This is a genomic window from Rathayibacter tritici (genome assembly GCF_001641005.1).
Lineage (GTDB): Bacteria > Actinomycetota > Actinomycetes > Actinomycetales > Microbacteriaceae > Rathayibacter > Rathayibacter tritici.
Window position 1 is genome coordinate 1,629,393 of the sequence record NZ_CP015515.1, and the last position, 12,513, is coordinate 1,641,905.

Genomic DNA, 12,513 nt, shown 5'->3' on the forward strand with positions numbered 1-12,513 from the left:
GCCTCCAGTGCTCCGGTGCTCACGACTGGCACACCGGGCACCAGTAGAGCTTGCGCGCACCGATCTCCTCGAGCAGGACGTTCGTGCCGCAGACCCGGCACGGCAGGCCCTCGCGCTTGTAGACGTAGTTGCGCTCGGCGCGGCTGCGGACGACCTTCGAGCGCTCCGTCTTCGTCAGGCCGCGGCGCGTGATCATCATGCCGGTGCGGATGCCGTCCTCGAGCAGGTGCGCCCAGTCGTGCCACAACTCCTGCGCAAGCTCGAGCGGCACCTGCTTGCCCGGCGTGTGTGGATCGAGGCCCGCACGGTAGAGCAGCTCGGCGCGGTAGATGTTGCCGATGCCGCTGACGACGGACTGGTCCATCAGCACCAGGCCGACCGGGGTGGCCGTCTTGCGCAGCCGGTTCACGAAGCGATCGCGCGCCTCGTCGGAGTCGTCGGCGGCGGGATCCGGGCCGAGCCGGGCGAGCAAGACAGCCACCTGGGCGGGGTCCATCACCTCGCACGCGGTGGGGCCGCGCAGGTCGGCGACGGTCTCCTCCGTCTGGATGCGCACCCGCACCGCCCCCACGGGCGGCGGCGGGAATGCGTCGAGGTCGGAGTCGGTCTCGTGCTCCGTCTCGGACAGGCGCACCGCGCGTCGGCGGCGCGGGGCGCCGATGCTGCTGCCGGCCTTCCCCTCGGGGAACAGCGGCGAGACGTGCCCGAGGAAGTCCCACGCCCCGTAGAGGCCGAGGTGCACGTGCAGGGTGAGCTCTCCCTCAAAGCGGAGCAGAAGGTGCTTGCCGACAGCGGTCGACTCGCGCAGCTCGCGGCCGTCCAGCACCGCGGCTCCCTCTGTGAAGCGACCCTGGGGGCTGCTGGTCGCGACACGGTGCCCGACGACGTCGCGCTCGAACTGCAGTGCGATCCGGTGAACGGAGTGCCCCTCGGGCACTCAGCGCTCCTTCGCGGCGGAGTCGACGAAGCGGCCGGCGATGTCCCCGGTCGCCTCGTACTCGGCGAGCTGTGCGATGCGGCGCACGTGGCGCTCCTCGAAACTGAAGGGCTCGGCGACGAACGCGTCGATGAAGCCCGTCGCCTCCTCGACCGAGTGCTGGCGCGCACCGATCGAGATGACGTTGGCGTCGTTGTGCTGGCGGGCGAGCACCGCGGTGCTGAGATTCCAGACCAGGGCCGCGCGCACACCCGCGACCTTGTTCGCGGCGATCTGCTCGCCGTTGCCCGAGCCGCCGAAGACGACGCCGAGGGCCTGGACCCCCGCCTCCTGATCGCGCACGACCGCGGCCGCGGCGGTGATGCAGAAGGACGGATAGTCGTCCAGCGGGTCGTAGGAGGTGGGGCCGTGGTCGACCACCTCGTGACCGGCGGCACTCAGGTGCTCGATCAGGTGACGGCTGAAGTCCAGCCCTGCGTGGTCCGTGGCGAGGTGGATGCGCACGAGAGAACTCCTCCAGGAGACGTCTGCGACCCGCGGTGCCCGGGCCGGGAGTCAGAGTACCGCGGGCCGGCTCAGTCGAACTGCGGGTCGCGGGTCCGCGAGCGCTTGAGTTCGAAGAAGCCGTCGAACGAGGCCGCCGCGACGATGCCGTCCCAGAGCGTCAGCGCCTGCTCCCCGCGCGGGGTCGGCGAAATGACGGGGCCGAAGAAGGCGACGTCGCCGATCGCGATGACCGGCGTGCCGACGTCCTGGCCGACGCGCTCGATCCCGTCGACGTGGGAGGCGCGCATCGGCTCGTCGTACTCGTCCGAGTCGGCGTACGCGGCGAGCTCCGCGGGCAGGCCGAGCTCGGCGAGCGACTCAGCGATCACCGCGTCGACGTCGGTGCGGCCGCCCACGTGGATGCGGGTGCCGAGCGCGTCGTAGAGCGGCTTCACGTGCTCGCGGCCCTCGCGCTCGGCGACGGCGGCGACCAGGCGCGTGTAGCGGAGCGCGCGCGGGAGGAAGGCGCGGTACGAGTCGTCCACGTCCTTGTCCTCGTTGAGGACGGCGAGGCTCATGATGTGCCACTGCACGTCGAGCTCGCGGGCGGGGGTCACCTCGTCGACGAGTCGCGACGTCATCCAGGCCCACGGGCAGGAGGGATCGAACCAGAAGTCCACAGAGGTCATGGAGACACGGTACGCCGCTCGCAGGAGCCGCAGCCGCCGCTCCCAGGCGGCTCCGGGGATCGCGGCGGCGGGGCTCCCCGGCGGGTCGCCACGGCCCTAGGGTGGATCGGCGGCGTCCGCACCCCGGCGCCCGCGGCAGCGCCGAGACGAACGGATGGAGCACCCCCGTGCCAGGAGACAACCTCACCCGGAGCGAGGCGCAGCAGCGCGCCTCGCTGATCCAGGTCCACGACTACGACATCGCTCTGGATCTGACCCGGGGTGCCGAGACCTTCCTCAGCACGACCACCGTGCGCTTCTCCGCCACCGCCGGAGCATCCAGCTTCATCGACGCGATCACGCGCACGGTCCACTCCGTCACCCTGAACGGCGTCGAGCTCGACCCGGCCGAGGTCGCCGACGGCGTGCGTCTTCGGCTGGACTCCCTCGCCGCCGACAACGAGCTCACCGTCGTCGCCGACGCGGTGTACACCAACACGGGCGAGGGCCTGCACCGCTTCGTCGATCCAGTCGACAACGAGGTGTACCTGTACTCGCAGTTCGAGGTCCCCGACTCCCGCCGCGTCTTCGCGGTCTTCGAGCAGCCGGATCTGAAGGCGCAGTTCCGCTTCACCGTCACCGCGCCCGCGCAGTGGCAGGTCGTGTCGAACCAGCCGACGCCCGAGCCGGAGCCTGCGGGCGAGGGGACCGCGATCTGGCGCTTCGAGCCCACGCCGCGCATCTCCTCGTACATCACGGCCCTCATCGCGGGCCCGTACGTCGTCCGGACCGACTCCCTCGTCTCCTCCGACGGCCGCACGATCCCGCTCGGCGTGTTCGCGCGAGCCTCCCTCGCCCCCTTCCTGGACGCCGACTACGTGTTCGAGAAGACGAAGCAGGGCTTCGCCTTCTACGAGGAGAAGTTCGGCGTCCCCTACCCGTTCGCGAAGTACGACCAGCTGTTCGTGCCCGAGTTCAACGCCGGCGCGATGGAGAACGCGGGAGCGGTGACCTTCACCGAGACCTACGTGTTCCGCTCGAAGGTGACGGACGCGGTCAAGGAGCGCCGGGTCGTCACGATCCTGCACGAGCTCGCGCACATGTGGTTCGGCGACCTGGTCACGATGAAGTGGTGGAACGACCTCTGGCTGAACGAGTCGTTCGCCGAATACGCCTCCACCCTCGCCACCGCCGAGGCCACCGAGTGGACCGAGGCGTGGACCACGTTCGCCGCAATGGAGAAGAGCTGGGCCTACCGCCAGGACCAGCTGCCCTCCACCCACCCGATCGTCGCGACGATCAACGACCTCGAGGACGTCCAGGTCAACTTCGACGGCATCACCTACGCCAAGGGGGCGTCGGTGGTGAAGCAGCTGGTCGCGTGGGTCGGCGAGAAGGAGTTCCTCGCGGGAGTGCACGACTACTTCGTGAAGCACGCGTTCTCGAACACCGAGCTGCGCGACCTGCTGGTCGAGCTCGAGGCGACCAGTGGACGCGACCTCACCGACTGGTCGGCGCAGTGGCTCGAGACGGCGGGCGTGAATACGCTCCGCCCGGAGATCGCGGTCGATGAGAGCGGAGTGATCGCGTCGTTCGCGATCCTGCAGAGCGCGGTCGAGGAGTATCCGACGATCCGCCCGCACCGGTTGGCGATCGGGCTGTACGACTTCGAGGGCGAGCGCCTCGTCCGCGTCGACCGGCTCGAACTCGACGTGGACGGCGAGCGCACCGAGGTGCCCGAGCTGATCGGCCGCACCCGCCCGGCCCTCATCCTGCTCAACGACGACGACCTCGCCTATGCGAAGATCCGCCTCGATGCGGACTCGCTCGCCGTCGCCATCGAGCACCTCGCGGGCATCGAGAGCCCGCTGGCCCGCTCCCTCGTCTGGGGCTCGGCCTGGGACGCGACACGCGACGCCGAGTCCGCCCCGCGCGACTTCGTCCGCCTCGTGCTCGGCAACAGTGCCACCGAGACGGAGTCCACGACCCTGCGGACGGTGCTCAACCAACTCGTGGCCACCGCCACCCAGTACGTCGCTCCGGAGTTCCGGGCCGAGGTCATCGAGGAGACGGGGGATCAGCTCTGGACGCTCGCGCAGACCGCCGAGCCGGGCAGCGACGCGCAGTTCCAGTTCGTGAAGTTCTTCGCCACGGTCGCGTCCACTCCGGCGCACCTCGAGGCCGTGCAGGCGCTGCTCGACGGCTCCGCCACGCTCGAGGGCCTGGACATCGACACCGACCTCGGCTGGGAGCTGCTGATCGCGCTCGTTGCCGGAGGGCGCGCCGGAGCGGACGATATCGACGCCGCGCTCGCCTCGGACAACACGGCGACCGGCCAGCAGTCGGCTGCGCACGCCCGTGCCGCGCTGCCGACCGCGGAAGCCAAGCGTGCGGCCTGGGAGTCGGTCACGGCCGATGACTCGGCGCCGAACACGATCGTCCGCTCCACCGGCCTCGGCTTCCAGCGTGTCGCCGACCCGCACCTGCTCGAGGCGATGATCCCGGTCTACTTCGACGCCCTCCGCTCACTCTGGGAGTCCAAGAGCTACAAGATCGCCGAATACCTGGTCGTCGGGTTCTACCCGGCAGCCACGCCCTCGCAGCAGATCGTCGACGCCACCCGCGCCTGGCTGGAGGCGAACCCGGAGGTCCCGGCGCTGCGCCGCCTCGTGATCGAGAACCTGGCCGGCGTGGAACGAGCGCTTCGCGCCCAGGAACGGGACGCCCAGGGGTGACTCGCCACCGCTCGGTCCCGCGACGCCTCAGCGCTGCGGGACCGAGCGGCGCTGCGGTCCGTCGTACGCCGAGAGCGGCCGGATCAGCGCGTTCGAGCCGCGCTGCTCGATCACGTGTGCCGTCCAGCCCACCACGCGCGCCGCGACGAACAGGGGCGTGAAGATCTCGGTGTCGAAACCCATCAGGCGGTAGGCGGGTCCCGACGGGTAGTCGAGGTTGGGCAGGATGCCCGTCCGCTGGGCCATCGCCTCGGCCAGGGCGTCGTAGAGTTCCATCAGGTCGCCGGCGTCCTCATGCTCGGCGAGCCGGCGAAGCGCCGCGTCCATCGTCGGCACCCGCGAGTCGCCCGATTTGTAGACCCGGTGCCCGAATCCCATCACCTTCCGCTTCTGCGCGAGCGCGGCGGAGAGCCACTCCTGAGAGCGCCGCTTCGCCTCGGGCCCGGTGCCGACCTCGTCCAGCACGTGCAGCACCGCCTCGTTCGCTCCGCCGTGCAGCGGGCCCTTGAGGGCTCCGATCGCCGCGGTGACGGCGGAATAGACGTCCGAGAGCGTCGACGTCACGACGCGCGCGGTAAAGGTCGACGCGTTGAAGGAGTGCTCGGCGTAGAGCACCAGCGAGACGCGGAAGGCGTCGACGACGACCGGCTCCGGCACCTCGCCGAACGTCATCCAGAGGAAGTTCTCGGAGTAGCCCAGGTCATCGCGCGGCTCGATCGGCTCGAGCCCTCGCCTGCGCCGCTGTGCAGACGCGACGATCGCCGGCAGCGCCGCCCAGAGCCGCACCGAGCGATCGAGCACGGCGCCGGGAGCATCGGCGTCCGGGTCGGGGTCGAGCGCGCCCAGGACGCTGACGGCCGTCCGCACGACGTCCATCGGGTGCGCTGCGAGTGGCAGCAGGTCGATCACGGTGCGAACCTCCGCTGCGAGGGCGCGATGGGCGCGCTCCACGGCCGCGAGTTCCGCAGCCTGTTCGCTCGTGGGCAGTTCGCCGTGCCAGAGCAGCCAGGCCACGTCCTCGAACGAGGTCTGGGCGGCGAGCTCCTGAACCGGGTAGCCGCGATAGAGCAGCGAGTTCGACTCCGGGTCGACCTTCGAGACCGCCGTCGTGTCGACGACGACCCCCACGAGTCCCTTGCGGATGTCCTGGTCGGTCGTGCTCATTGTTCGCTCCTGGGGGAGAGGCGGGCGACGGCGCCGGTGCGCGCCGCCGGCTGGTGCCGGTGGGGTGCGGTCAGGCGCCGTAGTGGTCGGCGAGCGAGAAGTCGAAGACGCCCTCGTCGAAGCGGCTGTAGGAGGCGTAGTCCAGCAGTTCGTAGAGCTCGGCGCGCGTCTGCATCCCGGGCACCTCCGAGCGGAGCGATCCCTCAGCCTTGAGCGTGTCGAGCGCGCGCATCGCCGCGCCCATCGCGATCCGCAGCAGCGACACCGGGTGGATCACGATGGTGACGCCGACATCGGTGAGCTGCTGCGCCGTGAACAGCTCGCTCTTGCCGAACTCCGTCATGTTGGCGAGGATCGGCACGTCGATCGCCGCGCGGACCGCCTCGAACTCGGACAGGTCGCGCATCGCCTCGGGGAAGACCGCGTCGGCACCGGCGTCAACCAGCCGCTTCGCCCGGTCGATCGCGGCCGGCAGCCCGTCGAGGGCCCGGATGTCGGTGCGCGCCATGATCACGAGGTCGCAGTCGCGCCGCGCGTCGACCGCCGCCGCGATCCTGCGCACCGAGGTGGCCCCGTCGACGACGGCCTTGCCGTCCAGGTGCCCGCAGCGCTTGGGGTTCACCTGGTCCTCGATGTGCAGCCCCGCAACTCCGGCGTCCTCGAGCATCTGCACGGTGCGCGCCACGTTCAGCGGCTCGCCGAAGCCGGTGTCGGCGTCCACCAGGACCGGGAGGTCGGTCATCCGCGCGATCTGCTGCCCGCGGTCGGCAACCTCGGAGAGGGTGGTCAGCCCAATGTCCGGCAGTCCCAGCTCGGCCGAGAGCACGGCGCCCGAGACGTAGATCCCGTCGAAGCCCTTCGCCTCGATCAGGCGTGCGGAGAGAGGAGTGAACGCGCCGGGCAGCTGCAGCAGCTCGCCCGAAGCGAGGCGCTCGCGGAAGAGGCGGCGCTTCTCGGCGGGAGTCCGGGTGGAGTGGAGCATCGGGCGTCCTTCCCAGGGCGGTGTCCGGGTCCGTGCGGACCCGACTCGAATCTATACGCGCGCGGGGCTCGTGCACCCGACTCGGAGGGAGGCGTCCCGTAGCCTGGAGCGGTCATGCTGCTTCTTCAGACCTCCACCCCGGACCCTGTCGTCGCCACCGTCTCCTTCTTCGAGTCCGACGCCTTCTGGAAGGTGATCGCGATCCTCGGGATCGTGCTGGGCGCGCTGCTGGTGCGCGTCATCGCGCACTTCGTGATCGGTCGCGTGGTCGACCAGATCGTCTCGGGGGTGAAGCGTCGGCAGCGGGTCGAAGACACCCAGTCGATCGCCGCCTCGCCGCTCGCGGCCGTGCGGGTAGTGCAGCGCACGCGCACGCTCGGCTCGATCCTGAACAATCTCAGCTCGATTCTGATCGTCGTCATCGCCCTGGTGATGATCGTGACGACCATCGACAAGGATCTGATCGGCTCCTTCGCCCTGCTGACAGCCGCGCTCGGCGCGGGCCTGGGCTTCGGCGCCCAGAACATCGTGAAGGACGTGCTGAACGGCCTCTTCATGGTCGCGGAAGACCAGCTCGGCGTCGGGGACGTCGTCGACACCGGGCAGGCCACCGGCGTGGTCGAGTCGGTCGGCGTCCGCGTCACCCAGATCCGCGACGTCAACGGCACCCTCTGGTTCGTCCGCAACGGCGAGATCGTCCGGGTCGGCAACATGTCGCAGGGCTGGTCCCGCGTGATCGTCGACCTCGCAGTGCCGTACGAGACGGATCTCGAGCAGGTGCAGTCCACCGTCCTCGCCACGGCGAACGACCTCGCCGCGAGCAGCCGGTGGCGCGCCCGGATCATCGAGAAGCCGGAACTCTGGGGGCTGGAGTCGATCGCCGACGACGCCCTGGTCATCCGGGTCGTCGTCAAAACGCGCACCACCGCGAAGGACGACGTCGCCCGCGAGCTGCGGCTGCGTCTGAAGACGTCGCTCGACGCACTCGACGTGAAGCTGCCCTCCCTCGCGACCGTCGTGCTCGAGGGCTTCGAGGGCGCGACGAGTGTCGGAGGCGCCAAGCCGCCACGGACCACTCCCTCCCCCACGATCAGCACCGAGCACGGCAAGCCCGTTCGGCTCCCCCGGGCGCTGCGGCGCGGGGGCGGGACGCCTCCGTCGACCGACGGCAGCGTTCCCGGAGCGTCGGAGCCGCGCTCGTGAGCGGCCTGCAGATCGGCGGGACGCCTCCGCTCCGCAGCTTCTGGGAGCATCTCGGCGGCCGACCGACCTTCGAGCGCCTGGTGCGCCGATTCTACGAGGGTGTCCGCGAGGACGAGGTGCTCTGGCCGATGTACCCCGAGCACGACCTCGAGGGCGCGATTCAGCGTCTCACCGGCTTCCTCGAGCAGTACTGGGGCGGGCCGGGCACCTACAGCGAGCAGCGGGGCCATCCGCGCCTGCGGATGCGGCACCAGCCCTTCCGGATCAACCCCGAGGCCCGCGACCACTGGCTCCAGCACATGCGCACCGCCGTCGACGAGCTCGACCTCGCTCCGGCAGACGACGCCCTGCTCTGGGACTATCTGGAGCGCGCCGCCCACGCGATGGTGAACACCTTCGAGGAGTAGCCGACGGCTCAGCCCGGAGTGCGGACGAGGACGTGTCCGCGACGGGACGTGAGCCGGCGCCAGGCCCCGCTCTCCAGTAGCGCCACCGGATCATCGGCGCCGAGGAATCCGAGTGCGAAGAGCGCGAACGCCGCACCGGCGGGGACGTCCGGGAGGCCGTCGAGCGGGCGCCCCCACACGCTCACGCGCACGCGGCCGACGATCTGCTCGCCGGTCTCGGAGCCGACGGCAGCCGCGATCTCGTCGATCCCCTCGCGCGCCACCCGCTCCAAGAAGCCGGGGTCCACCGGTTCGCGTCGAGTCCAGCCACCGCGGGGCGGGGAGACGCCCGCCCAGGGCCCCGCCGTCGCGTCGTCGCCGTCGGGCAGCACGACCGGCTTGCCGTCCGCTCCGCCCGGCTCCCACTGCAACCGGGCGAGTCGGTCCGAGAGCGCCCGGATCGGTACGATCCTGTCGAACTCGGCGGGCTCGCCGAGCGCGAAGACCCGCAGGCCCAGCACAGTGGAGGAGCGGTCGAGCAGCCCTCGTGGCTGAAGGACCGGCGTATAGACGGCCAGCACGTGGTCGTCGGCGAGCAGCCGGACCGCACCGTCCTCGACCCGGGCCGAACGACCCAGGAAGACACGCAGATCCGACAGGCTCGGCGGATCCGCCAGGGAGAAGGACGAACTCATCGCGTCGATAAACTTACCCGAGGCGGCCCGCCCTACCGCCCGACACCCCGGAGGTACCGTGCCCGACCCCCTCTCCTCGTTCCTCACCGCACTCGATCTCGTCGATACGGGCGCCCGCACCAGCGAGGACATTTCGACAGGGCCGTCGCAGTGGATGCCCGAGGGGCGCGTCTTCGGCGGCCAGGTCCTCGCGCAGTCCTTGATCGCGGCCGGCCGCACCGTCGAGGAGCGCTCCGTGCACTCCATGCACGGCTACTTCCTCCGCCCGGGCGACGTCACCCTGCCGATCACATTCTCGGTCGACCGGATCCACGACGGCCGCTCGTTCTGCACGCGGCGCACGCAGGCCTACCAGAACGGACGGCCGATCCTCTCGATGATCGCCTCGTTCCAGACCGACGACGACGGGCTCGACCACCAGGCTCCGATGCCGGAGGGCGTCCCCGATCCGGAGTCGCTGCCGAGCACCGCCGAGGTCCTGGCGGGGGTCGACCATCCGGTCGGCAGCTTCTGGGCCACCCAGCGCCCCTTCGACGTGCGCCATGTCGAGCAGCCCGTCTACCTCCGGGCCGACCCCGAGCGGGTGGCGCACCAGAGCGTGTGGATGCGCTCGCTGGGCCCCCTGCCGGACGACGCGATGCTGCACCGCGCGGCCCTCGCCTACGCGAGCGACTACACGATCCTCGAATCCACGCTCCGCCGCCACGGCGCGGCCTGGACCACGCCGGGGCTGCGCATCGCGAGCCTCGACCACGCGATGTGGTGGCATCGCCCCGCGCGGGTGGACCAGTGGCTCCTCTATGTGCAGGAGTCACCGAGCGCGTCCGGCGGGCGCGGCCTCTCGCTCGGGCGGATCTACACCCGCGATGGCCTACTGGTGGCGAGCGTCGCCCAGGAGGGCATGGTTCGTGTCCCGCTGGCGTAGCTGCCGCGCTCGACCTCCGGCTTCGGCTCGCCGGATCACGTCCGGCTCGCGAGAAGTCCGGGATCGAGCGAGCCGAGCCGAGAATCACGAGCCGGAGACGACCTCCGTGTTCGGACCGAACCCGCAGGAGCGCCGGATCAGCGGCGCGTGGAGAACCTGACCGGCTCCTCGACGTAGGGGCCCCACGCCTCGCGCACCTCCTCCGGGACGCGCTCGGGCCGCCCGGTCTCGGCGGTAACCAGGACGAGTGTCGTGGCGGCCTTCGTGAAAAGCACCCGCGGGACGACGCCGGCGGGCGAGTACAACTCGTAGCAGACCTCGAAGCTCGCCCCGCCGATCCGCCCGATCCACAGCTCCACGTCGATCGGCGCACGCATGTACGGGATCGGCGCGAGGTACTCGATCTCCTGCCGCGCGATCAGGCTGATCGACGTCGTTCCGGGCCGCGCGTCGAGCACCGCCGTCGCCATCCCACCGGCCTGCGGCGAGTCCGGCTTCCAGAACGCCTGGATGCGCGCCTCTTCGAGCAGGCGCAGCATCTCGGCGTTGTTCACGTGCGCGTAGGCGTCGACGTCCGACCAGCGCAGCGGGATGGCGACGTGCAGGCGCATCAGTCGCGGGTGAGCTTGCGGTAAGCGGAGCGATGCGGCTTCGCCGCGTCCGGGCCCAGGCGCTCGATTTTGTTCTCCTCATACGCCTCGAAGTTGCCCTCGAACCAGTACCAGTTGGCCGGGTCCGCCTCGGTTCCCTCGTAGGCGAGGATGTGGGTGGCGATCCGGTCGAGGAACCACCGGTCGTGGGTGATCACCACTGCGCAGCCCGGGAACTCGAGGAGCGCGTTCTCGAGGCTGCCGAGGGTCTCGACGTCGAGGTCGTTGGTGGGCTCGTCGAGCAGGAGCAGGTTACCGCCCTGCTTGAGGGTCAGCGCCAGGTTGAGCCGGTTGCGCTCACCACCGGAGAGGACTCCGGCCTTCTTCTGCTGGTCCGGGCCCTTGAAGCCGAACTGCGAGACGTACGCGCGCGAGGGGATCTCGGTCTTGCCGACCGTGATGTAGTCGTGGCCGTCCGAGACGACCTCCCACAGATTTTTCTGCGGGTCGATGCCGCCGCGGCTCTGGTCGACGTAGGAGATGTCGACGGTCTCACCGATCTTCAGGTCGCCCGAGTCGAGCGGCTCGAATCCGACGATCGTCTTGAACAGCGTCGTCTTGCCGACACCGTTCGGGCCGATGACGCCCACGATGCCGTTGCGGGGCAGGGTGAAGCTGAGGTCGTCGATGAGGACGCGCTCGCCGAACTGCTTGTGCAGCTTCTTCGCGTCGATCACCTGCGCTCCCAGGCGCGGGCCGACCGGGATCACGATCTCTTCGAAGTCGAGCACCCGCGTCTTCTCGGCCTCTGCTGCCATCTCCTCGTAGCGCGCCAGGCGCGCCTTCGACTTCGCCTGACGGCCCTTCGCGTTGCTGCGCACCCAGTCCAGCTCGGTGGTGAGGCGCTTAGCGAGCTTGGCGTCCTTCTTGCCCTGGACCTCCAGGCGTGCGCTCTTCTTCTCGAGGTAGGTCGAGTAGTTGCCCTCGTAGGGGTACAGGTGGCCGCGGTCGACCTCGGCGATCCACTCCGCGACGTTGTCGAGGAAGTACCGGTCGTGAGTGACGGCCAGTACGGCGCCGGGGTACTTGGAGAGGAACTGCTCCAGCCAGAGCACGCTCTCGGCATCGAGGTGGTTCGTGGGCTCATCGAGCAGCAGCAGGTCTGGCTTCTGCAGCAGGAGCTTGGTGAGCGCCACGCGTCGCTTCTCGCCACCGGAGAGGTTAGTGACGAGCGAGTCGCCCGGCGGGGTGCGCAGTGCGTCCATCGCCTGCTCCAGCTGCGAGTCGAGGTCCCAGGCGTCCGCGGCGTCGATGGCCTCCTGCAGGGTGCCCATCTCGGCAAGGAGACTGTCGAAGTCTGCGTCCGGGTCGGCCATCGCGAGCGAGATCTCGTTGAAACGGTCGATCTTGCCCTTGATCTCGCCGACGCCCTCCTGGACGTTCTCGAGAACCGTCTTCGTCTCGTCGAGCTCCGGCTCCTGCATCAGAATGCCGACGGAGTAGCCCGGGCTCAGCCGCGCCTCGCCGTTGCTGGGAGTGTCCAGGCCCGCCATGATCTTCAGGATCGTCGACTTGCCGGCGCCGTTGGGCCCGACCACGCCGATCTTCGCGCCGGGCAGGAACGACATGGTCACATCGTCCAGAATCAGCTTGTCGCCGACCGCCTTGCGCGCGCGCACCATCGAGTAAATGTATTCAGCCACACTAAGTCCTCAAGTCCGTAGGTCTGCGCGGAGTCGCGT

12 protein-coding genes are annotated in these 12,513 nt (G+C 70.0%); 4 read left to right on the plus strand and 8 right to left on the minus strand.

From position 1 onward, the window contains the following. Positions 1-19 precede the first annotated feature (19 nt). The 3 genes from A6122_RS07395 to A6122_RS07405 all read right to left on the minus strand — a co-directional run bounded on the left by A6122_RS07395 (position 20) and on the right by A6122_RS07405 (position 2,112). On the minus strand, positions 20-937 hold the full coding sequence (locus A6122_RS07395; RefSeq protein WP_068253308.1) for an Fpg/Nei family DNA glycosylase: 918 nt from the start codon (positions 935-937) through the stop codon (positions 20-22). Then, a complete protein-coding gene (locus A6122_RS07400; RefSeq protein WP_068253311.1) occupies positions 938-1,441 on the minus strand; it encodes a ribose-5-phosphate isomerase in 504 nt (167 codons plus the stop codon). Between the two features lie 71 nt (positions 1,442-1,512). Further along, a complete protein-coding gene (locus A6122_RS07405) occupies positions 1,513-2,112 on the minus strand; it encodes a mycothiol-dependent nitroreductase Rv2466c family protein (protein ID WP_068253314.1) in 600 nt (199 codons plus the stop codon). A 167-nt stretch (positions 2,113-2,279) separates the two neighbouring features. Between A6122_RS07405 and pepN the strand changes: the two genes are divergently transcribed. Continuing rightward, positions 2,280-4,826, plus strand: coding sequence for an aminopeptidase N (gene pepN / locus A6122_RS07410; protein WP_068253316.1), 2,547 nt, complete (start codon positions 2,280-2,282; stop codon positions 4,824-4,826). Between the two features lie 27 nt (positions 4,827-4,853). On the opposite strand, the gene A6122_RS07415 is transcribed toward pepN, so the two are convergent. Both A6122_RS07415 and prpB read right to left on the minus strand, forming a co-directional pair. Next, positions 4,854-5,990, minus strand: a complete 1,137-nt coding sequence (locus tag A6122_RS07415; RefSeq protein WP_068253317.1) for a bifunctional 2-methylcitrate synthase/citrate synthase — start codon at positions 5,988-5,990, stop codon at positions 4,854-4,856. 70 nt (positions 5,991-6,060) lie between these two features. Next, the gene (gene prpB, locus A6122_RS07420) at positions 6,061-6,972 is read right to left on the minus strand and encodes a methylisocitrate lyase (RefSeq protein ID WP_068253318.1); all 912 of its coding nucleotides are present in this window, start codon (positions 6,970-6,972) and stop codon (positions 6,061-6,063) included. 114 nt (positions 6,973-7,086) lie between these two features. On the opposite strand from prpB, the gene A6122_RS07425 reads away from it, so the two are divergent. Continuing rightward, entirely contained in the window at positions 7,087-8,175 is a 1,089-nt protein-coding gene (locus A6122_RS07425) for a mechanosensitive ion channel family protein (protein WP_068253319.1), read from the plus strand. Next, on the plus strand, positions 8,172-8,582 hold the full coding sequence (locus A6122_RS07430; protein WP_269465688.1) for a globin: 411 nt from the start codon (positions 8,172-8,174) through the stop codon (positions 8,580-8,582). Before A6122_RS07425 ends, A6122_RS07430 begins: the two co-directional genes overlap by 4 nt. A gap of 8 nt (positions 8,583-8,590) precedes the next feature. Here A6122_RS07430 and A6122_RS07435 read toward each other — a convergent pair whose 3' ends face one another. After that, entirely contained in the window at positions 8,591-9,256 is a 666-nt protein-coding gene (locus tag A6122_RS07435) for a DUF8185 domain-containing protein (RefSeq protein ID WP_068253320.1), read from the minus strand. A 58-nt stretch (positions 9,257-9,314) separates the two neighbouring features. Here A6122_RS07435 and A6122_RS07440 point away from each other — a divergent pair, with 58 nt between their 5' ends. Continuing rightward, positions 9,315-10,181 (plus strand): acyl-CoA thioesterase, encoded by an 867-nt coding sequence (locus tag A6122_RS07440; protein WP_068253322.1) that lies wholly within the window; start codon positions 9,315-9,317, stop codon positions 10,179-10,181. Positions 10,182-10,318: 137 nt separating this feature from the next. On the opposite strand, the gene A6122_RS07445 is transcribed toward A6122_RS07440, so the two are convergent. Both A6122_RS07445 and ettA read right to left on the minus strand, forming a co-directional pair. Beyond that, a complete protein-coding gene (locus A6122_RS07445) occupies positions 10,319-10,792 on the minus strand; it encodes an acyl-CoA thioesterase (protein WP_068253324.1) in 474 nt (157 codons plus the stop codon). Then, positions 10,792-12,474 (minus strand): energy-dependent translational throttle protein EttA, encoded by a 1,683-nt coding sequence (gene ettA / locus A6122_RS07450; RefSeq protein WP_068253326.1) that lies wholly within the window; start codon positions 12,472-12,474, stop codon positions 10,792-10,794. Before ettA ends, A6122_RS07445 begins: the two co-directional genes overlap by 1 nt. Positions 12,475-12,513 lie beyond the last annotated feature (39 nt).

Excerpts from the sequence above, each read along its gene's own strand:
- A6122_RS07405 (WP_068253314.1), bottom strand. The coding sequence starts at position 2,112 with ATGACCTCTGTGGACTTCTGGTTCGATCCCTCCTGCCCGTGGGCCTGG.
- A6122_RS07415 (WP_068253317.1), bottom strand. The coding sequence starts at position 5,990 with ATGAGCACGACCGACCAGGACATCCGCAAGGGACTCGTGGGGGTCGTC.
- prpB (WP_068253318.1), bottom strand. The coding sequence starts at position 6,972 with ATGCTCCACTCCACCCGGACTCCCGCCGAGAAGCGCCGCCTCTTCCGC.
- A6122_RS07425 (WP_068253319.1), top strand. The coding sequence starts at position 7,087 with ATGCTGCTTCTTCAGACCTCCACCCCGGACCCTGTCGTCGCCACCGTC.
- A6122_RS07435 (WP_068253320.1), bottom strand. The coding sequence starts at position 9,256 with ATGAGTTCGTCCTTCTCCCTGGCGGATCCGCCGAGCCTGTCGGATCTG.
- A6122_RS07445 (WP_068253324.1), bottom strand. The coding sequence starts at position 10,792 with ATGCGCCTGCACGTCGCCATCCCGCTGCGCTGGTCGGACGTCGACGCC.